The 19,851-nt window shown below is 74.0% G+C and carries 17 protein-coding genes; 6 read left to right on the top strand and 11 right to left on the bottom strand.

The genetic code is table 11. The features are described 5' to 3' along the window. Positions 1–106: 106 nt before the first annotated feature. The 5 genes from I4I81_RS02070 to I4I81_RS02050 all read right to left on the bottom strand — a co-directional run bounded on the left by I4I81_RS02070 (position 107) and on the right by I4I81_RS02050 (position 5,765). Positions 107–820, bottom strand: coding sequence for a maleylpyruvate isomerase family mycothiol-dependent enzyme (locus I4I81_RS02070; RefSeq protein ID WP_226363694.1), 714 nt, complete (start codon positions 818–820; stop codon positions 107–109). Further along, positions 817–1,644: a fumarylacetoacetate hydrolase family protein gene (locus tag I4I81_RS02065; protein WP_218603454.1), complete on the bottom strand. Its 828-nt coding sequence runs from the start codon at positions 1,642–1,644 to the stop codon at positions 817–819. The genes I4I81_RS02070 and I4I81_RS02065 overlap by 4 nt, the downstream gene beginning before the upstream one ends. Before the next feature lie 83 nt (positions 1,645–1,727). Next, complete coding sequence (locus I4I81_RS02060) at positions 1,728–2,882, bottom strand: serine hydrolase domain-containing protein (RefSeq protein ID WP_218603455.1); 1,155 nt, start codon at positions 2,880–2,882, stop codon at positions 1,728–1,730. Positions 2,883–3,149: 267 nt separating this feature from the next. Then, entirely contained in the window at positions 3,150–3,386 is a 237-nt protein-coding gene (locus tag I4I81_RS02055; protein WP_218615765.1) for a hypothetical protein, read from the bottom strand. A gap of 33 nt (positions 3,387–3,419) precedes the next feature. Further along, positions 3,420–5,765, bottom strand: coding sequence for a xanthine dehydrogenase family protein molybdopterin-binding subunit (locus I4I81_RS02050; protein ID WP_218615764.1), 2,346 nt, complete (start codon positions 5,763–5,765; stop codon positions 3,420–3,422). 182 nt (positions 5,766–5,947) lie between these two features. On the opposite strand from I4I81_RS02050, the gene I4I81_RS02045 reads away from it, so the two are divergent. Further along, positions 5,948–7,600 carry a fumarate hydratase gene (locus I4I81_RS02045; RefSeq protein WP_218605421.1) on the top strand — a complete coding sequence of 551 codons (1,653 nt, stop codon included), beginning with the start codon at positions 5,948–5,950 and terminating at the stop codon, positions 7,598–7,600. 9 nt (positions 7,601–7,609) lie between these two features. Here the strand turns inward: I4I81_RS02045 and I4I81_RS02040 are convergent, their stop codons facing one another. Next, positions 7,610–8,263 carry an aldolase/citrate lyase family protein gene (locus I4I81_RS02040; protein WP_226363693.1) on the bottom strand — a complete coding sequence of 218 codons (654 nt, stop codon included), beginning with the start codon at positions 8,261–8,263 and terminating at the stop codon, positions 7,610–7,612. Between the two features lie 238 nt (positions 8,264–8,501). Between I4I81_RS02040 and I4I81_RS02030 the strand changes: the two genes are divergently transcribed. Together I4I81_RS02030 and I4I81_RS02025 are read left to right on the top strand one after the other, a co-directional pair. Next, positions 8,502–8,765 (top strand): hypothetical protein, encoded by a 264-nt coding sequence (locus tag I4I81_RS02030; RefSeq protein ID WP_225924460.1) that lies wholly within the window; start codon positions 8,502–8,504, stop codon positions 8,763–8,765. 52 nt (positions 8,766–8,817) lie between these two features. Further along, positions 8,818–9,393 (top strand): hypothetical protein, encoded by a 576-nt coding sequence (locus tag I4I81_RS02025; RefSeq protein ID WP_218615763.1) that lies wholly within the window; start codon positions 8,818–8,820, stop codon positions 9,391–9,393. Between the two features lie 6 nt (positions 9,394–9,399). Here the strand turns inward: I4I81_RS02025 and I4I81_RS02020 are convergent, their stop codons facing one another. Genes I4I81_RS02020 through I4I81_RS02010 form a run of 3 tightly spaced genes read right to left on the bottom strand, consistent with a single transcriptional unit; the run spans position 9,400 to position 14,233 of the window. Further along, positions 9,400–12,132, bottom strand: coding sequence for a bifunctional acetate--CoA ligase family protein/GNAT family N-acetyltransferase (locus tag I4I81_RS02020; protein ID WP_218615762.1), 2,733 nt, complete (start codon positions 12,130–12,132; stop codon positions 9,400–9,402). A 26-nt stretch (positions 12,133–12,158) separates the two neighbouring features. Beyond that, positions 12,159–13,331: an acetoin utilization protein AcuC gene (locus tag I4I81_RS02015; RefSeq protein WP_218615761.1), complete on the bottom strand. Its 1,173-nt coding sequence runs from the start codon at positions 13,329–13,331 to the stop codon at positions 12,159–12,161. Continuing rightward, positions 13,328–14,233 carry a sulfurtransferase gene (locus I4I81_RS02010; protein ID WP_226363692.1) on the bottom strand — a complete coding sequence of 302 codons (906 nt, stop codon included), beginning with the start codon at positions 14,231–14,233 and terminating at the stop codon, positions 13,328–13,330. Before I4I81_RS02010 ends, I4I81_RS02015 begins: the two co-directional genes overlap by 4 nt. 90 nt (positions 14,234–14,323) lie before the next feature. Here I4I81_RS02010 and I4I81_RS02005 point away from each other — a divergent pair, with 90 nt between their 5' ends. Together I4I81_RS02005 and galE are read left to right on the top strand one after the other, a co-directional pair. Beyond that, a complete protein-coding gene (locus I4I81_RS02005; protein WP_185718924.1) occupies positions 14,324–15,031 on the top strand; it encodes an iron-dependent transcriptional repressor DtxR in 708 nt (235 codons plus the stop codon). Positions 15,032–15,082: 51 nt separating this feature from the next. Next, positions 15,083–16,045 (top strand): UDP-glucose 4-epimerase GalE, encoded by a 963-nt coding sequence (gene galE / locus I4I81_RS02000; protein ID WP_218615760.1) that lies wholly within the window; start codon positions 15,083–15,085, stop codon positions 16,043–16,045. A gap of 5 nt (positions 16,046–16,050) precedes the next feature. Here the strand turns inward: galE and I4I81_RS01995 are convergent, their stop codons facing one another. Further along, complete coding sequence (locus I4I81_RS01995; RefSeq protein WP_218615759.1) at positions 16,051–17,046, bottom strand: DUF4192 domain-containing protein; 996 nt, start codon at positions 17,044–17,046, stop codon at positions 16,051–16,053. A 197-nt stretch (positions 17,047–17,243) separates the two neighbouring features. Here I4I81_RS01995 and sthA point away from each other — a divergent pair, with 197 nt between their 5' ends. Next, a complete protein-coding gene (gene sthA, locus I4I81_RS01990; RefSeq protein ID WP_226363691.1) occupies positions 17,244–18,668 on the top strand; it encodes a Si-specific NAD(P)(+) transhydrogenase in 1,425 nt (474 codons plus the stop codon). 55 nt (positions 18,669–18,723) lie between these two features. Here sthA and I4I81_RS01985 read toward each other — a convergent pair whose 3' ends face one another. Beyond that, positions 18,724–19,512: a M23 family metallopeptidase gene (locus tag I4I81_RS01985; protein ID WP_226363690.1), complete on the bottom strand. Its 789-nt coding sequence runs from the start codon at positions 19,510–19,512 to the stop codon at positions 18,724–18,726. Positions 19,513–19,851: the final 339 nt, after the last annotated feature.

Genomic DNA, 19,851 nt, shown 5'->3' with positions numbered 1-19,851 from the left:
TCGCGGGCCGGAATCCCGCGACTCGCGGGCGTGGGAACCGCGACTCGCGGGCGTGGGAACAGCGACTCGCGGGCGTGGGAACGGCGACTCGCGGGCGCGGCGGCGGTCAGAGCCAGCGCGGCAGGACCGGGGGCTTCTTCCCCTCCGACGTGCGCAGGTCCTTGCCGCGCGAGCGGCCCAGTGCCCAGGCCGCGAGCGAGGCCGCGGGCCCCTTCAGCTCGGGTCCGCTGCCGTCGCCGAGGGTCCACCCGTGCTCGGCGTCGGAGGCGACCAGCCGCAGCGGCGGGCAGTTCGGCTTCGCGCCGACGACCCGCACGACGTCGCCGACGAGCTCCACCAGCATCGGGACCGGGAGGTCGGTGAGCGAGGCCCCGACGTCGAGGTCGACGGCGTGGATCCACATCTCGCGTGCGCGCAGCCACGGGATGTCGGTGGCCGGGATCTCCACGCCCTGCACGTTCTTCACGTGCGCCGACCAGGCCTGCTTCGGCATCTCGCGCACGGCCAGCGCGAGCCGGTCGGAGGAGTCGACGACGTCGTCGCGGATCGCCGCGGGGCTGCGGGTCGCGCCGGCCTCGATGTCGGCGTTGCGCGCCTCGACGCTCGCGTACGCCGGGGTGGGCACCCCGGTGCGCGCCCACGTCAGCAGGTTGATCATGCCGTCGGCGTTGCGGGCGACGTGGGTCAGGACGTGGGCGCGGCTCCAGCCGGGCAGGCCCGACGGGGCGGCGAACGCGTCGTCGCCCATCCGGGCCATCAGCCCGCGCAGGTGGGCCGCCCCGTCGCCCGCCCAGGCCAGCGTCTCGTCGAGACGCGTCACCGCTTCTCCTTGCGGCAGGTGTTGCGCAGCTCGCCGACCCCGGCGATGGAGGTGACCAGCTCCGCGCCGTCGGTGAGGTAGCGCGGGGGCTTGCGGGCGTGGCCGACGCCGCCGGGCGTGCCCGTGGCGATGACGTCGCCGGGGTTGAGGGTGAGGATCGCCGAGAGGTACACGACCAGGTCGACCGCCCCGAACACCAGCTCCGAGGTCGAGGAGCTCTGCATCGTCTCGCCGTCGAGCGTCGTGGAGATCGCCCAGCCGCCGTCGGGCAGCTCGTCGGGGGTGACCAGCCACGGCCCGATCGGCGTCGAGTGCTCGAACGTCTTGCCCTGCAGGAACTGGCTGCTGCGACGCTGGAAGTCGCGCACGCTGACGTCGTTGACGACGGTGTAGCCGGCGATCGCCGCCTGCGCCTGCTCGCGGTCGGCGTGGCGCACCGGGGTGCCGATGACGACGGTCAGCTCGGCCTCCCAGTCGACCTTCTCCGACGCCGCGGGCAGCACGATCTCGTCGTGCGCGCCCACCAGCGACGGCGCGTACTTGGCGAACAGCGTGGGGTACTCGGGCAGCTCGTTGCCCATCTCCAGCACGTGGTCGCGGTAGTTCAGGCCCACGCAGACGATCTTCTCCGGCGACGGGACCAACGGCGCGTAGTCCAGGCCCGCGACGTCGTGGGACGGGCCGGCGGCCGCCGCGGCGTGCGCGGCCCAGTCCGGGCGCTCCAGCAGCGCGCGGACGTCGGCGTCACCGGTCTCCACCGCCGTCGTGTCGTCCACCCGCACCGCACGGTGCCCCGTGGCGGTGCGGATCGTGGCCAGCCTCATCGTGTCTCCTCCGTCGCGGGTGTCACGCCGGAAGTCTCGCCCAGCCCGCCCCCGGGGTGCATCCGGGGGCGGGCGGAGACCGGTCAGAGCGAGGCGTAGAGGGCCTTCTCGTAGTCCGCGTAGAGCTGCAGCGCCTCCGGCGGGACGAACGGGAGGAAGTTGGAGTAGATCGAGCCGCAGATGCCGGTGGTCGGGTCCACCCAGAAGTGGGTGTTGCACAGACCCGCCCACGCCCCGCTGTACGCGCGGCGCATGCCCGGGACGTCCTGGGTGTTGAGCAGCAGCCCGAGGCCCCACTTGTAGCCGGGTCCCGCGTTGAACTCGTACGTCGAGGCCGGGTCGGCCGTCGGGATCGCGGCCGGGAAGTCGAGGTCGCCGATCTGGTTGGTGAAGGCCTGGTCGACGGTGGCCTGCTGCAGGATCCGCACGCCGCCGAACTCGCCGCCGCCGAGGAGCGCCTGCTGGAACTTGATGTAGTCGCGCGGCGTGGAGTACAGCCCGTGGCCGCCCGCCCAGTACTCCGGCGTCTGGTTCAGCTCGATGCCCGAGTCGATCCACTTCCCGTCCTCGCCCTTGACGTGGACCGGCGTCGTGGAGTCCTTCCAGCCCTCGTTCAGCGCGAACGCGGTCTCGTTCATCCCCAGCGGGCCGGTGATCCCGTCCTTGATCGCGACATCGAGCGTGGTGCCGCTCGCGGCCTCGACGACCTTGCCCAGCCAGTCGGTGTTGATGCCGTAGATGTAGGCGGTGCCCGGGTCGGCGAGCAGCGGTGCGGTGAAGACGACGTTGGCGCCGGAGAGCACGTTGGGCGTGGAGGTGGCGGCCTCCCACTTGACCAGGTCCTCGCTCCAGAACCAGTAGCCCAGGCCCGAGGTGTGGGTGACGAGCTGCTTGACCGTGGCGGCGCTGGCGGGCGCGCGCAGCCGAGGGGTGTCGCCGTCCCAGCCGTCGAGGACCTGGACGTCGGCGAACTCGGGGCAGTAGTCGGCGATCGGGGCGTCGAGGTCGAGCGTGCCCTTCTCGACCTGCTGCAGCGCGGCGGTGGTGGCCACCATCTTGGTCATCGACATGATCCGGAAGTGGGTGTCGACGGTGAGCGGGTCGTCGCTGCCGGCCGCCTTCGGGCCCGCCGCGCCCTCGTAGATGACGCCGTTCCGGTCGGCTGCGATCGCCGCGACGCTCGGTACGGCTCCGGCGTCGACGGCGTCCTGCAGGACCTTGTCGATGGACGAACTCACGGGATCGACTCCTCATGTGGACTGCGTGTGGGTCGCGTCACACCCTTCTGGAGCCACCGCGACGCGTCAATGAGCAGCCACCCGATCGCGGTCCGCACCTGGCGGAACGGAGGGGGTCACCCGCGCTGTAGCGCCGCATCGCCTCGGCGACGCCGCGCAGGTAACGGACGACGACCGCGGCCTCGGCGCCCACCGCCCAGGAGCTCGGCTCGGCGCTGGGCATCGCGGTGCTCGGGTCGGTGCTGTTCACCGAGCCGGGCCGGAGCCTCACCGCACGGCTCGGCGCGGCGCGGCACGGTCGGGCCCGTCGACGCCGTGCGGGAGAGCGGGCGGGGCCGTCGCCGGGCTCGCCCCCGACCCGGCCACCGCGGCCGTCGCCGCCCTCGCCGACGGGGCCCGCACCGCGGCGCGGACGGCCAGCGCGTTCCTGGCGCTGGGCCTGGCGGCGAGTCTGCGTCTGCGCTCGGGCTCCCCCCGCGACGCCGCCGCGTCGCCGTCACCCACGTGCTGACCCCGCTCCACCGCCGCGGCCCGCCCTCAGATCTCCCCGCCCTCCGGGGCCGCGGCCCTTCCCCCGCGGACCGGGAGCGTCGCGAAGATCGCCGGAGGCTCGCGCCACGGGTCGGGCAGGGTGCCCGCACGGGCGTCCTGCACCGCCCGCCAGACCCGCTCCGGGGTGCACGGCAGGTCGACGTGCCGCACCCCGAGCGGGGTGAGCGCGTCGACGACGGCGTTCTGCACCGCCGGGGTGGCCCCGACCGTCGCGGACTCGCCGATCCCCTTCGCCCCCAGCGGGTTGAGCGGCGTCGGGGTCTCGGTGTTGGCGGTCTCGAAGGTGAACAGGTCGGCCGCGGTGGGCATCCGGTAGTCGGCGAGCGTGGCCGTCAGCGGCTGGCCCTCGGCGTCGAACACGACCTCCTCGTAGAGCGCCTGCGCGACGCCCTGCGCCAGCCCGCCGTGCTGCTGCCCGGTGACCAGCAGCGGGTTGAGGATCCGCCCGCAGTCGTCGACCGCGACGTGGCGCAGCGGCGTGACCTTCCCGGTGTCGGTGTCGACCTCCACGACCGAGACGTGCGCGCCGAACGGGAACGTGGCGCCGTCCTGGCGGAAGTCGAGGCCGGCGTGGATCTCCTCGCCCGCGCTCGCGACCTGTGCCCAGGTGACCGTGACGCTCGGGACCCCGGCGACGCCGAACTCGCCGTCGGGCGTCAGCTCGACGTCGTCCTCGGCCGCCTCCAGCAGGGCTGCGGCGCGGCTGCGGGCCTGCTCCAGGACGTCGTCGGCCGCGACGAGCACCGCGTTGCCGCCGAGCTGCAGCGACCGCGAACCCCCGGTCCCGCTCCCCCGCGGCACCAGCGCGGTGTCGGACTGGACGAACGTGAACTTCTCCATCGGGATGCCGAGGCGGTCGCTCGCGAGCATCGCGAACGCCGTCGGGTGGCCCTGGCCGTGCCCGGACGTGCCCGCGGAGATCGTCGCCGTGCCGTCGGTGTGGATCGTGACGGAGCCGAACTCCGATCCCCCGCCGCCCGCGGTGATCTCGACGTAGACGCACACGCCGATGCCGAGCTGCACCGGGTCGCCGCTCTCCCGGCGGGCGGCCTGCTCCTCGCGCACCTTGTCGACGTCGACCAGACGCAGGGCCTCGCGCAGCGGCAGGTCGTAGTCGCCGACGTCGTAGCGCGCTCCCGAGAGCGTCGTGTGCGGGAAGGCGGCGGGATCGAGGAAGTTGCGGCGTCGCAGCTCGACCGGGTCGATGCCCAGCTCCACGGCCGCCATGTCCATGATCCGCTCCAGGTGCGCGGTGGCCTCCGGGCGCCCGGCGCCGCGGAACGCACCCATCGGCGTGGTCGTCGTGAGCGCGGCGGCGGCGTCGTAGCCGATCGTCGGGATGTCGTAGACACCCTGGCTCATCGTGTACGTCGGGCCGAGCGCGAGCGCGCCGCCGAACCCGGCGTACGCCCCCGAGTCGGCGACGACGCGCGCGCGCAGGCCGGTGATCCTGCCCGCGCGCGTCAGCCCCAGCTCGTAGTAGGCGATCTGGCCGCGGCCGTGCGGCATCGAGACGAGGTTCTCCGAGCGGGTCTCGACCCAACGCACCGGACGGCCCAGCGCACGGGCGACGGCGATGGCCGTGGTGTGCTCGGCGAGCACCCCGGCCTTGCCGCCGAACCCGCCACCGACGTGCGGCGCGATCACCCGCACCCGCTCGGGCTCCAGCCCGAACAGTGCCGCGACCTGGGTGCGGAACCCGTGCGGCATCTGCGTGGACACCCAGATCGCCAGGTCCTCGCCGTCGGGGCGGACCGCGATCGCGTTGCCCTCCATCGGCATGACGGCCAGGCGCTGGTTGACCATCCGGGCCCGCACGACCACCTCGGCGTCGGCGAGCGGGTCGGCGTCGCTGCGGGCGCCGCCGGCCAGGTTGTCGGTGCGGCCGGGGTACTGGATCGGGGCGTCCGGGGCCAGCGCTTCCTCCGGGTCGACCGCGGCGGGCAGCGGGTCGTAGTCGACCTCCACCAGCTCCGCGGCGTCGACGGCCTCCGCCTGCGTGCCGGCCACCACGACCGCGACGGCCTCGCCGACGAACCGCACGCGGTCGGTGGCCAGCGGCGGCCGGGGCAGGTCGGGGTTGAGCACCATCAGCCCGTGGTGCGCGGGGAGGTCGAGATCCGCGGCGGTGTACACGGCGACCACACCGGGGGCCTCCGCCGCGGCGGCGGTCTCGATCCCGGTGATGCGGCCGTGAGCCAGCGGGGAGCGGACGAAGGTGAGGTGCAGCATCCCGTCGAGGACGAGGTTGCCGACGTAGGTGCTCGCTCCGGTGAGGAGGTCGATGTCCTCGACCCGCCGAACGGACGTACCGAGAATCGATCCAGGCATGAATCCCACGCTAACGCGTCGTCGACCCGGTCGCTCCCTGTTGACGGGACCTCCCCGTTCGGGGAGGGTCTCCACCCGGAGACCCCGCGTCGAGGGACCTCACGGTCCCGCTGCGCGTTCCCCGGGGGGTCGGACTGGTCGGGGGCCGGTCCGGCCTCCCGACCAGTTTGTAGGGTGGTCGTGTGACCGAGTTCCGCCACACCGAAGTGCTCCCGCTCGGCCCGGACTCCACGGAGTACCGGCGCCTCGACCTCCCCGTCGGGGAGGTGGTGACGGCTGCGGGGCGTACGTTCCTCGAGATTCCGCCGTCCACCATCACCGCACTGGTGCGCGAGTCGGTGCACGACATCCAGCACTACCTGCGCTCCTCGCACCTGCGACAGCTCCGCGCGATCGTCGACGATCCGGAGGCGTCGCCCAACGACCGGTTCGTCGCCACCGACCTGCTGCGCAACGCCTGCGTCTCCGCGGGCGGGGTGCTGCCGATGTGCCAGGACACCGGTACGGCGATCGTCATCGGCAAGCGCACCGAGACGGTGCTGACCGGCGGCGAGGACGAGGAGGCCGTGTCCCGGGGCATCTTCGAGGCCTACGACACGCTCAACCTGCGGTACTCGCAGATGGCGCCCACCTCGTTCTGGGACGAGCGCAACACCGGCACCAACCTCCCCGCGCAGGTCGAGCTGTACTCGGTGCCCGGGCAGGCGCCGAAGTACGAGTTCCTGACGATGGCCAAGGGCGGCGGCAGCGCCAACAAGACCTTCCTCTACCAGGAGACGAAGGCGCTGCTGAACCCGAAGAAGCTGGCGTCGTTCCTCGACGAGAAGCTCCGCTCGCTCGGCACCGCGGCCTGCCCGCCGTACCACCTCGCGGTCGTCGTCGGCGGGATGTCGGCGGAGTACACGCTCAAGGTCGCGAAGCTGGCCTCGGCCCGCTATCTCGACAACCTCCCCGCCGCGGGCTCCGAGCTGGGGCACGCGTTCCGTGACCACGACCTGGAGAAGCAGGTACTGGAACTCACCGCGCAGTTCGGCATCGGCGCGCAGTTCGGCGGCAAGTACTTCTGCCACGACGTGCGCGTGGTCCGGCTCCCCCGCCACGGTGCCTCGCTGCCCGTCGGCATCGCCGTCTCGTGCTCGGCCGACCGCCAGGCCAAGGCCAAGATCACCCCCGAGGGCGTGTTCCTGGAGCAGTTGGAGCGCGACCCGGCGCAGTTCCTGCCCGAGGTGAGCGACGAGGGCCTGTCCACCGACGTCGTGCGGGTCGACCTCAACCGGCCGATGAACGAGATCCGCGAGCAGCTCTCCGCGCTGCCGGTGAAGACCCGCCTGTCGCTGACCGGCCCGCTCGTCGTCGCCCGCGACATCGCCCACGCGAAGATCGCCGAGCGGCTCGACGCCGGCGAGGAGATGCCCGGCTACCTGCGCGACCACCCCGTCTACTACGCCGGACCGGCCAAGACCCCCGAGGGTTACGCGTCCGGGTCCTTCGGGCCCACGACGGCGGGGCGGATGGACTCCTACGTCGCGCAGTTCCAGGCCGCGGGCGGGTCACTGGTGATGCTGGCGAAGGGCAACCGCAGCCAGCAGGTCACCGACTCCTGCGCCGCGCACGGCGGCTTCTACCTCGGCTCGATCGGCGGACCCGCCGCCCGCCTGGCCCAGGACTGCATCCGCAAGGTCGACGTCCTGGAGTACGCGGAGCTGGGCATGGAGGCGGTCTGGAAGATCGAGGTGGAGGACTTCCCCGCGTTCGTCGTGGTCGACGACAAGGGCAACGACTTCTTCTCCGAGGTCAGCGCCCCCACCCTGCAGATCGGGTTCCGCCGCTCCTGACCGGGCGGGTCAGGGGGGCGGGGCGCGGCCGAGCGTCACCTGCGCCATGCGGACGTGGACGTCGTCGACCATCTCGCCGTCCACCATCCCGTCGCCCTGCTCCGAGGCCACCGGCACGGGCGTGGGCGGGCTCGGTCTCGGCCTCGGTCGGGGTGAACGCCTCGTGGGCCAGCGCCACCTGGGCCGGGTGGATGCACAGCTTGCCAGGTAGCCGAGGTCGCGGCCCTGCGCGGCGTCGCGGCGGAACGCGTCGTCGTCGCGCACGGCGGTGACGACCTCGTCCAGCGCGGCGACGGCCGCGAGGCTCGCCGCCGGCACCACCCGGCTGCGGGCGTAGAGCACCTCAGAGCCCGCGGCGGTGCGTCGCCCGCCCAGGTCGGCGATGCAGTCCTCGACGCCGACGTAGGCGGCGACGTAGGCGGCGACGTAGGCGGCGACGAGCCCGCCGGTGGCCCCGGCCGACAGCAGCGACCGCGCGTCGGCCACCCCCGCGGCCGACTCCAGCCCGCCGACGATCACGGCGTCGTCGTGTCCGCGCGCGTTCAGCTGCGACCTCAGCTCGACGAGCTCGATGGTGCGTTCCGGCTTGGGCAGCACCACACCGTCGGCGCGGGTCTGTGCCACCGCGGCGACGTCGTCGAGGAACCATCCCACCACTCCCACGCGGGCCGACGCCCCCAGCGCGCCCGTGTCCTCGCCGCGTCCGTCGAGATCCTCGGCACGCGCGGGTACCGGGCCACGTCGACGAGGTCGCGGCCGGTGTCGGGCTGTCGAAACCGACGCTCCACCACTACTTCCGCGACAAGGAGGAGCCGCTCGTCCGGGTCTACTCCGACGTGCTCGACGGGAGCCTGCGGATGGCTCGGGAGACCGTGGCCGCCGCCCCACCCCGCTCGACGGGTTGCACGACCTGCTCGTCTCCCGCGTGGTGCACACCTGCGAGAACCGCGAGCTGCTCAAGATCTGCTTCGAGGAGGGGGACGAGCTGCGGCGGCGCCTGTTCGAGGACGTGGCCACCTCGACGCTGGAGAGCCACCTCGCCGCGCACCCGCAGGTGGAGCCCGCGATGTCGCCGAAGGTGTTCGTCGACATGTGCCTCGCCGCGGTGAACTGGACCTACAGGTGGTTCCGCCCCACCGGCCCCCGCTGGGCTCATCAGAACTGATGATGTACCGCCGAACGGAGTAATGGGCCCGTCGGCGGGGCGATGACCGGGCATGACCGCTGACCTCGCCGGACCCGGCGCCCCGCTCGACCCGCCCACCGTCCACATCCCCGCGCAGCGCTCCGCGTCGTTCGCGGGTACCGCATCGCGGTCCGGGATGCCCTCCTTCACCGCGCCGACCGGACTCCCGCCCGCGCCCTCGCCGCGGCGCGGCGGCGCCCGGGTGGTCGGCATGGGCGTCGCCGCCGCGGCCGTGGTCCTCGGTCTCGGGGTGGCACTCGCGTCGGTGGCCGGCACGATCTCCTCGGGCGGCTCGTTCGCGCTGACCGGCGAGCTGAACCTGGCGGGCGAGGGCGGCCACGGCTCCGGGAGCTGCGCCGGCTACGGCGGCTACTCCGACATCGGGGCGGGCACGTCCGTCACCGTCGCGGACGCGACCGGCACGGTCGTCGCCACCGGCCGGCTGGACTCCGGGCGGAGCAGCGCGGGCGACTGCGTGTTCCCGTTCTCCGTCGCCGAGGTCCCCGGCGACAGCGACTTCTACCGCGTCGAGGTGAGCCACCGCGGCGAGGTGACCTTCAGCCGCGACCAGCTCGACACCGCCGGGGCGCTGCTCAGCCTCGGCTGAGGTCGATCAGCCCAGCCGCCGGGGCCCCCCGTCATCGCGGGTGGGTGGGGGTCCGAGCACGATCCGGGCGCCGGTGACGAACGCGCCCGACGCCGAGGCCAGCACCGGGTCGAGTGCGAGCGACCGCACCTCCGGCAGCTCCTCCGCGATCTTCCCGACCCGCAGGACCAGCTGCTCCAGCGCGGCGAGGTCGGTGGGTTCGCTGCCGCGATAGCCGGCCAGCAGCGGCGCCGCCCGCGGGCTGCGAACGAGCGCGGCGGCGTCGACGTCGGAGACCGGGACCACCCGGAACGCGCGGTCGCCGAGCAGCTCGGTGGCCACCCCGGACAGCCCGAAGGACAGCAGCGAGCCGAACGACGGGTCCTCGACGACCTCCAGCACGCACGACAGCCCCTTGGTGGCCATCCGCTGCACGTAGACCTCGTCGTCCCCGGTGAGGGCGACCAGGTCGTCGACGGCCCGGCGCACCCCCGGCCTGGCGCCGATGTCGAGACGCACGCCGACGAGGTCGGTGCGGTGCCGCCACCGGTCGCCCACCGCCTTGATCGCCACCGGGTAGCCCAGCTCGTCGGCCGCGGCCACCGCCGCGTCGGCGCCGCGCACCCGGCGGAACGGGGTCACCGGGATGCCGAAGCAGTCGAGCAGGGTCACCGCCGACTCGTCGTCGAGCCGCCCGGTGGGCAGCGTCGCGACGAGCTCGCGGGCCCGCTCGATGTCGAGCCCGTCGGGCGTGACGAACTCCCCCACCGGCCGCGAGCGCCAGCGGGCGTAGCGCGAGACGCGGGCGAGCGCCGCCACCGCCCGCTCGGGGCTCGGGAAGCTCGGCACCGACCCGGCCCCTGGCGAGCCGTCCGGACCCGGCAGGGCGAGCTCCGCCGGTACCCCCTCGACCGCCAGGAAGACCGCGACGACCGGCTTGCCCGAACCCTCCACCGCCGCCCGAAGCGCGCGGGCGTACTCCGCACCCGGGGTGGCGATCGGCGGGACGAAGACCGCGACGAGCGCGTCGCACTGGTCACCCTCCACCGCCGCCGCGACCGCCGCGGCGAACTGCCCGGGGGTCGCGGCCGCCCCGACGTCGACGGCCCCGCCCGCCGGGTCGAGCCCCGAGTCGAGCAGCCCGTCGGTGACGAGCAGCCCGAGCGCGGTGGAGTTGCCGACGACCGCGACCCGTGGGCCGTCGGGCAGCGGCTGGTAGGCCAGCAGCAGCGCGGTGTCGAACAGCTCGGAGAGGGTGTCGACCCGGATCACGCCGGACTGCTCGAACAGCACCTTGACACTGGCGTCGTCGATCGGGGCGGAGACCTCGGCGTGCGCCGCGATGGGCGCCGAGTGCCGCCCGCTCTTGACCGCCACGATCGGCTTGGTGCGGGCCAGCCGGCGCGCGAGACGGCCGAACTTGCGCGGGTTGCCGAAGGTCTCCAGGTAGAGCAGCACGACGTCGGTGGCCGGGTCGGTCTGCCAGTACTGGAGCAGGTCGTTGCCGGACAGGTCGGCCCGGTTGCCCGCCGAGACGAACGTGGAGAGCCCGAGTCCGCGCTCCTTGGCCGCCGCGAGGATCGCGATGCCGAGAGCGCCGGACTGGGAGAAGAAGCCGACGCGCCCGCGCCCGGGCAGGGTGGGCGCCAGCGTGGCGTTGAGGCGCACGTCGGGATCGGTGTTGGCGACGCCGAGCGCGTTGGGCCCGATCACCCGCATGCCGTGCGCGCGCGCCTCCTCCACCAGTCTGCGCTGCGCGCCGGAGCCGTCGACCCCGGCCTCGGCGAACCCCGCGCTGACCACGACGAGCGCCTTGACCCCCTTCGCCAGGCAGGAGTCCATCACCTCGTCGACCCCGGCGGCGGGCACCGCCACCACCGCCAGGTCGACGTCGTCGGGGATGTCGGTGACCGACGGGTAGGCGCGGACCCCGCGCACCGAGCGGGCCTCGGAGTTGACCGGGTAGACCGGGCCGGTGAAGTTGCCGCGCAGCAGGTTGGAGAACACCGCGTGGCCGATCTTGGACGGGTCGGTGGACGCTCCGATCACCGCGACGGACGTGGGGCGCAGCACGTTGTGCACGCTGCGGGCCTCGGCGCGCTGCTCGCGGGAGTCGCGCACCGCCAGCGACTTCTCCGTGGGGTCGATGTCGAACTCCAGGTGCAGCACGCCGTCGGCGAACGCCCGGCTCACCTGGTAGCCGGCCTGCCGGAACACCCGCACCATTGTGTGGTTCTCGACGAGCACCTCGGCCTCGAACCGGCGCAGCCCGTTCTCCCGCGCGGCGGCGGCGAGGTGCTCGAGCAGGATCGACCCCAGCCCGCGGCCCTGGTGGGTGTCGCGGACGACGAACGCGACCTCTGCGGTGTCGATGGCCGCTGTGCCCGTCGTGCCGCCCGGCCCGCCGTCGCCGGGCAGCCCCTCGTACCGGCCGACGGCGATGATCTCGTCGCCGAGCAGGCAGATGAACGCGACCCGCGCGTGGTGGTCGACCTCGGTGAACCGCTTCAGGTCGCGCGGCGCGATGCGCGGGTAGGGCCCGAAGAAGCGCAGGTAGCGGGTGCGCTCGGAGAGGCTGTCGTGGAACCGCAGCAGGGCGTCGGCGTCGGCGGGCATGATCGGGCGCAGGTGCACGATCCCGCCGTCGGAGGCGACGACGTCGGCCTCCCAGTGCCGGGGGTAGCCGGGTACGGGAGGGCCGAGGTCGGAGGGGGGCAGGGCTTCCGCATCGGTCGGCGGGGCGCCCGGGGAGCGGGTCATTGCGGGGTCCTGTCCGGTGGGCCGCGTCAGTCGCGCGGATCGTCGGGATCGAGGCCGTGCAGCGGGAACACCGCACGGCGGGTCTCCAGGATCGCCGAGTCGACCCGCTCGGCGACGTCGTCGCCCCACGGTGTGAACGACGGATCGTGGCCGTCGGTCATCGCCGTGGGCAGCGGGTGGCGGGTGAGTCCCGCGGCGTGCGCGACCCAGTCGGCGGGCAGCGGACGGGCCGGGTCGACGTCGCGGTCGAGGGCGGTGGCGAGCAGATGGGTCCACGAGCGGGGCACGACGCGGAACAAGGAGTAGCCGCCCCCGCCGAGCACCAGCCACTTGCCACCGGCCGTGCGCTCGGCGAGGTCGCGCAGGGAGTGGTAGATCGCCCGCTGGCCGTCGATCGAGAGCTCCAGGTTGGCCAGCGGGTCGTCGGAGTGGGTGTCGGCACCACACTCGGTGACGAGCACCTGCGGCCGGAACGACTCCAGCAGCGAGGGCACGACGGCGTGGAACGCCCGTAGCCAGCCGGCGTCACCGGTGCCGGGCGGCAGCGGCACGTTCACCGCGTAGCCCGCGCCGTCGCCCTTCCCGTACTCCCCCGGCCAGCCGGTGCCCGGCCACAGCGTGAGCGGGTGCTGGTGCATCGAGATGGTCATCACGCGCGGGTCGTCGTAGAACGCGGCCTGTACGCCGTCGCCGTGGTGGACGTCGACGTCGACGTAGGCGATGCGCTCGTAGCCCTGCTCCAGCAGCCACGCGATCGCGACCGAGCAGTCGTTGTAGACGCAGAACCCGGCCGCGCGGTCGGCCATCGCGTGGTGCAGCCCGCCCGCGAGGTTGACCGCGCGGTCGGCCCGGCCCTCGGCGATCGCCCGCGCCGCGAGCACCGAGCCGCCCGCGATCAGGGCGCTCGCCTCGTGCATGCCCAGGAAGATCGGGTTGTCGTCGGTGCCCAGACCGTGCCCGACCCCCCACGGCTCGTGCGGCGCACTGCGCACCGCCGTGAGGTAGGACGGGGTGTGGACGCGCGTCAGGTCCTCGTCGGTGGCCGGCTCGGGCGCGAGGGTCTCGACGCCGTCGAGCACGCCGAGCTGCGTGGCCAGGCGCATCGTGAGGTCGAGGCGGACGGGGTTGAGCGGGTGGTCGTCGGAGAGCTGGTAGCTCAGGAAGTCCGGCGTCCAGACCACCGAGGTGCGGGGGCTCATGAGTCACGACCGTAGGCGGGTGCGCCGCCGGTGGCCACCGGCCGCCCGAGCGCGCACCAGTTCGACCACGACCCGACGTAGAGCGCCGCCGGGTCGGTGGCCGGGCGCGCCCCGGCGTGCTCGGCGGCGAGCACCAGCGACGCGGCCGTGACACCCGACCCGCAGTACGCCGCCACCGGCGCCCCGTCGCGGACCCCGAGCGCCGCCAGCCGGGCCGCCAGCTCCGTCGGCGACGGCCAGAACCCGTCCGCCCCGAGCAGCTCTGCGGCCGGCAGGTTGACCGCGCCGGGCACGTGCCCGGCCACCGGATCGAGCGGCTCGGTCTCACCCCGGAAGCGCGGCCCCGAGCGCGCGTCCACCAGCACCCCGCCCGCGTCGACCACGGCGACCGCGCCGTCGGCGTCGAGCACGGGCATGCCGCCGGGCCGCACCACGATGTCACCGGCGACCGGCGGCGTCGGGTCGGCGGTGACCGGGAGGCCGGCCCCGACCCAGGCCGTCCAGCCGCCGTCGAGCACCTGCACACGCTCCGCGGGGAGCCCGGCCCACCGCAGCAGCCACCAGGCGCGCCCGGCCATCGTGGCGTCGCCGTGGTCGAGGACCACGACCCGGGAGCCGTCGCGGACCCCGGCGCCGCGCAGGGAGTCCTGCAGGCGGCCCGCGGCCGGGAGCGGATGGCGCCCGCCCGGGCCGGGTGCGGACGCGAGATCGGTGTCGAGGTCGAGGTACACCGATCCCGGGACGTGCGCGGCCTCGTACTCCTCGCGCCCGGGCGGGCCGCCCGGGCCGGCCACGGGCGGGCGGCGGACGTCGATCACCACCGGACGCGCGGCCTCGGACGGGGCGCGGAGGAGGGCGGCCAGCTCGGCGGGGCGGATCAGCGGGCTCGTTGCTGCAGGCACGGGCCCATCCTGCCCCGCGGGCGGTCCGGGATGCGGAACGACCGCGGGAGCGTTGCCCGGATAGACTGGCCGACGACGAAGGGGCCGAGTGTGAACGAGCTCATCGATACCACCGAGATGTACCTCCGCACGATCTACGAGCTGGAGGAGGAAGGCGTCGTGCCGCTGCGGGCACGGATCGCCGAGCGGCTGGGCCAGAGCGGCCCGACCGTGAGCCAGACCGTGGCGCGGATGGAGCGCGACGGCCTGGTCGTGGTGGCGGGCGACCGCCACCTGGAGCTCACCGACGCCGGCCGCTCGCGCGCCGTGGCCGTGATGCGCAAGCACCGCCTGGCCGAGCGCCTGCTCACCGACGTGATCGGGCTGGAGTGGGAGCTGGTGCACGCCGAGGCGTGCCGCTGGGAGCACGTGATGAGCGACGCCGTGGAGCGCAAGCTCGTGGCCCTGCTCGACAACCCCACGATCTCCCCCTACGGCAACCCGATCCCGGGCCTCGACGAGCTGGCGCAGCACCGGTCGGCCCCCGGTGGCCCGCCCACCCTCGAGGTGGGGCTGCAGCGCCTCGACGAGTTCGCGCGGCGCGGCGGCGGCACCGTCGAGGTGCGCCGGATCGCCGAGCACGTGCAGATGGACGCCACGCTGATGGCGGAGCTGAAGGGTTCGGGCATCGTGCCCGGGCACGACGTGCAGGTGCACTCCATCTCCCGCTTCGGCGACGCCGTGCCCGTCACCTCCGAGGGCGAGGGGTCGTCGGTGGCACCCCTCATCGCGCACGCGGTGCTGGTGCGGGCGAGGTAGCCCGGTCGTGGGACGGTGTGCGCGCCCCGACCCCGTCCCAGGAGGAGTCCCGTGAAGCTGCTCGTCACCGGTGGCGCCGGCTACATCGGCAGTGTGTGCGCCGCTCACCTGGTCACCGCAGGCCACGACGTGACCGTGCTCGACGACCTGTCGACCGGCCACCGCGACGCGGTTCCCGACGGTGCCGCGTTCGTCGAGGGTGACGTCGGCGAGGCGGCGGGCGACGTGCTCGCCGCCGGGTTCGACGGCGTGCTGCACTTCGCGGCCCGGTCCCTGGTGGGCGAGTCGGTGCAGCGTCCCGAGCTCTACTGGACGGGCAACGTGGTGGCCTCGCTGCGGCTGCTGGAGGCGATCCGCACCCACGGCACCCCGCGGTTGGTGTTCTCCTCCACCGCCGCCACCTACGGCGAGCCCGAGCAGGTGCCGATCCGCGAGGACGCGCCGACCCGGCCGACCAACCCGTACGGCGCCAGCAAGCTGACCATCGACCACGCCATCACCTCCTACGCCGCCGCCCACGGGCTGGCCGCGGTGAGCCTGCGGTACTTCAACGTGGGCGGGGCGCACGGGCGCTACGGCGAGCGCCACGGCACCGAGACCCACCTGATCCCGATCGTGCTCCAGGTGGCGTCCGGACAGCGGGAGTCGGTGCAGGTCTTCGGCACCGACTGGCCCACCCCCGACGGCACCTGCGTCCGCGACTACGTGCACGTCGACGACCTCGCCGCCGCGCACCTGCTCGCGCTCGACCACGCGTCGGCCGGCACCCACGCGGTCTACAACCTGGGCAGCGGCACCGGCTTCTCGGTGCGCGAGGTCATCGACGCCTGCCGCGAGGTGACCGGCCGCCCGATCCCGGCGGTGACCGCGCCCCGCCGCGACGGCGACCCGGCCGTGCTGGTGGCCTCCAGCGAGGCCATCACCGAGGAACTCGGTTGGTCGCGCGCCCACACCGGCCTGCGGTCGATCGTGGCCGACGCGTGGCGCTTCGCGCAGGACCGGCTGCCCGTCTGACGGGCTCACGGCCGGCCCCCGAGCAGGGCCTCGCGGACCTCCGCCGGCCGCAACGGCACCGACGCCGCCGAGCGCAGCAGCCGGGTGAGGCGGTGTCCGGGCCAGCTCCGCTGCGCCCGGTCGAGCGCGACGTTGGCCAGCGCCCCCTCACCGCGCAGCAGCGCGGTGGCCGCGAGCAGCGCGGCGGGTTCGGCGGCCTCGGGGTCGGGCAGTTCCCGGCACAGGGCCGCCCACAGCGTCTCGGCGCCGGGGAGGCCGCCGGGCTCCCCGGCGCACCGCAGCAGCACCGCGTCGCGCACGGTCGGGCGGGTCAGCGCCGCGGCGAGGGCCACGGCACGGGTGTCGTCGATCTCGCAGCGGCCCGCGGCGGCGTCGGCGAGCGCGGCCTCGAGCGCGGCGAGGTGGCCGGCGTCCTCGTCGGGGACGGACTCCTGCTCCGCCGCCGCGATGAGCAGCCGTTCCCGGCGACGGATCGCGACCCCGTCGACCGGCTCGACGAGCCGGTGCAACTCCTCGCGGCTCCCCCGCAGGACCGCGCCGGCGAGTACCGCAGCCGCGGCGAACTCCGTGCCGGCCGGGTCGGGCAGCACCCCGGTGCACGCGCACCCGCCGAAGCAGCCCCAGCGCCCGCCGCCGTCGGTGTGCTCGGCCCACACGGCGGTGTGCACGGACACGCCGTGGTCCTCGAGCACGTCGACCGCGGCGTCGACCACGTCGGTGCGCCGCTGCGCCCGCGCCCCCACGACGACCACGGCGGCACCGGCCGGGTCGTCGGAGCACAGGGCGGCCACGGCGTGCTCCACGACGTCACGGACGTGCGGCGGCGGTGGCAGGTCGACCCGCAGCGTCAACCCGATCCGGCACCCGGACGGCCCGCCGGTGGCCACGAGCACGAGGGACTCCCGGGGACGGAACCCGAGCATCACGGGCACCGCCGCGACGAGGTCGGCCGGCTTGCCGAGGCGCAGGAGGGTGGGGGCGTCGACGGGGGTGGAGGTCATGGCGCCAGCGTCGGGACCGGGGGCCGGGACGGCCAGAGCATGATCGACATCCTGTGGACGGAGCCGGGCCGGGCGGGCGGTCCGGGGCCCGTACCGGCCGGTTGTGGACAGCTGGACCGCGAACTCGTCGGACTGTCGTCGTGCACTGTTAACGTGCCCGGCTTGCCCGCCGGACGCCCGGCGGCGACGCTGGGCCCGTGACCGAGGAGACCGCCGTGTACGACTACGACCTGCTGGTGATCGGATCCGGTCCGGGAGGCCAGAAGGCGGCGATCGCGGCGGCCAAGCTGGGCAAGCGCGTGGCGGTCGCCGAGCGGCGCCACATGATGGGCGGCGTCTGCGTCAACACGGGCACCATCCCGTCCAAGACGCTGCGCGAGGCCGTCCTCTACCTGACCGGATTCGCCCAGCGCGACATGTACGGCGCGAGCTACCGCGTGAAGTCCGACATCACCATCGCCGACCTGCTCGCGCGCACCTCGCACGTCGTGGGGCGCGAGGTCGAGATCATCCGCAACCAGCTCATGCGCAACCACGTCGACCTGCTCGGGGGCACCGCGCGGTTCGTCGACGGGCACACCGTGACCGTCGAGGGCGAGGTCCGCGGCGACCACAGCACCGTCACCGCGGCGAACATCGTGATCGCCACCGGCACCCGGCCCGCACGGCCGCCGCAGGTGGAGTTCGACGACGACCACGTCATGGACTCCGACGGCGTCCTCAACATGCAGCGCGTGCCCGGCTCGCTGGTGGTCGTCGGTGCGGGCGTCATCGGCATCGAGTACGCGTCGATGTTCGCCGCGCTCGGCACGCGCGTCACGGTCGTCGAGCGGCAGCCCCAGATGCTGACCTTCTGCGACCCGGAGGTCGTCGAGTCGCTCAAGTTCCACCTGCGCGACCAGGCCGTGACCTTCCGCTTCGGCGAGGAGGTCGAGAAGGTCGAGATCACGGCCAAGGGCACCGTCACCAGCCTGGCCAGCGGAAAGCGGATCGCCGCCGACATGGTCATGTACTCGGCGGGTCGCCAGGGCGTGACCGACGAGCTCGACCTGGAGAAGGCCGGGCTCTCCGCCGACAAGCGCGGGCGCATCACCGTGGACGAGCAGTACCGCACGTCGGTGCCGCACATCTTCGCCGTCGGCGACGTGATCGGCTTCCCCGCCCTCGCCGCCACGAGCATGGACCAGGGGCGGCTCGCGGCGTACCACGCGTTCGACGAACCGGCTCGTGAGCTGCAGGAACTCCAGCCCATCGGGATCTACACCGTTCCCGAGATCTCCTACTGCGGCAAGACCGAGGAGGAGCTGACGAGCGGCTCCGTCCCGTACGAGGTGGGCATCTCGCGCTACCGGGAACTCGCCCGCGGCGCGATCGTCGGCGACTCCTACGGGATGCTGAAGCTGCTCGTCTCCACCGAGGACCGCACGCTGCTCGGCGTACACGTGTTCGGCTCCGGCGCCACCGACCTCGTACACATCGGGCAGGCGATCATGGGCTGCGGCGGCACCGTCGACTACCTGGTCGACACGGTGCTCAACTACCCGACGCTCTCGGAGGCCTACAAGGTCGCCGCGCTGGACGTCACGAACAAGATCCGGGCGCTGGAGGCGTTCTCGAGCTGAGGCGTGCCTCCCGGACCTGCGCCGCGCGCGCGGCTGGAGAGCCGGGAGACCGACCTCAGGTGAGGCCGATCCCGCGCTCGTCGATCCACGGGCGCGGGTTGACCTTGGAGCCGCCCGGAGTGATGACCTCGAAGTGCAGGTGGGGGCCGGTGGAGCGACCCTCGTTGCCGACCTCCGCGATCACGTCGCCCGCGGCCACCGACTCGCCCACGCGGACCAGCGAACGGCTGATGTGACCGTAGACGGTGATCGTGCCGTCGTCGTGGCGGACGCGGACCCACTGGCCGAAGCCGCTGGCCGGGCCCGAGTCGATCACGGTGCCGTCCAGCGGCACGTGGATCGGGGTGCCGATCGGGGCGGCGATGTCGAGCCCCTGGTGCGAGGTGCCCCAGCGGGCGCCGAAACCGGAGGTGATCCGGCCGACGACCATCTGCACACCACCGGTGGCCGACACGGCGGCGGTGGCGGCCAGGCGCGCCTCCTCGGCGGCCCGCGCCTCCTCGGCGAGGCGGGCCTCCTCCGCGGCGCGGGCGGCCTGCTCCGCGGCGATGCGCTGGACCTCGGCGGCCTTGACCAGGTCGGCCGCGCCGACCACCTGCGGCTCGGCCGCGATCGGCGCGAGGGCCGAGACCTGCTGGGCGGCGAGCGGGAGGGCGGCCTCCGCGACGGGGGCGCCGGGGGTCAGGACCTCGCCGAGGCCGATGCGCAGCACGTTCGCACCCTCGGCGGCGGCGGGCAGGGCCTGCGACAGCGCCATCTGACCGGCCGCGACGAGCGTGCCGCCTGCGACGAGCGCGCCGACGAGCCGTGCGGCGCCGGACGGGCCGGACACGGAGTCCAACACGGAAGGGAGCGTGAAGGAGCGACTCGCCGCCACACCGGCTCCCGCTGCCACCGGGGAGCTCGGCAGCGGGAGCGCGAGGTGTGTGCGACGGCCCTGGGGGGAGCGGTGCCGTGACACAACCTTTTCCTTCCGGATCTTCTCGGCCCGGGGACGTTCCCGTCGGGGGGCGGGCGGACCGCTGGGGAGTGCGGTCCGTCGTCCGGTTCTGTGACCGGGCCGTTATCGATCGGTGACGACGTTAACCGAGCCGACCGGCAAGTGACGGTGGACGAACCGGCACTGAGGCCATCGGGCTGCCGGGCGCGCCGAGCGGCAGGAACGGCGTGTCCGGCTCGACAC

Source organism: Pseudonocardia abyssalis, assembly GCF_019263705.2.
Classification (GTDB): Bacteria; Actinomycetota; Actinomycetes; order Mycobacteriales; family Pseudonocardiaceae; genus Pseudonocardia; species Pseudonocardia abyssalis.
The sequence above is the reverse complement of the archived record's forward strand: the minus strand, read 5'-3'. Positions and strand labels throughout refer to the sequence as shown.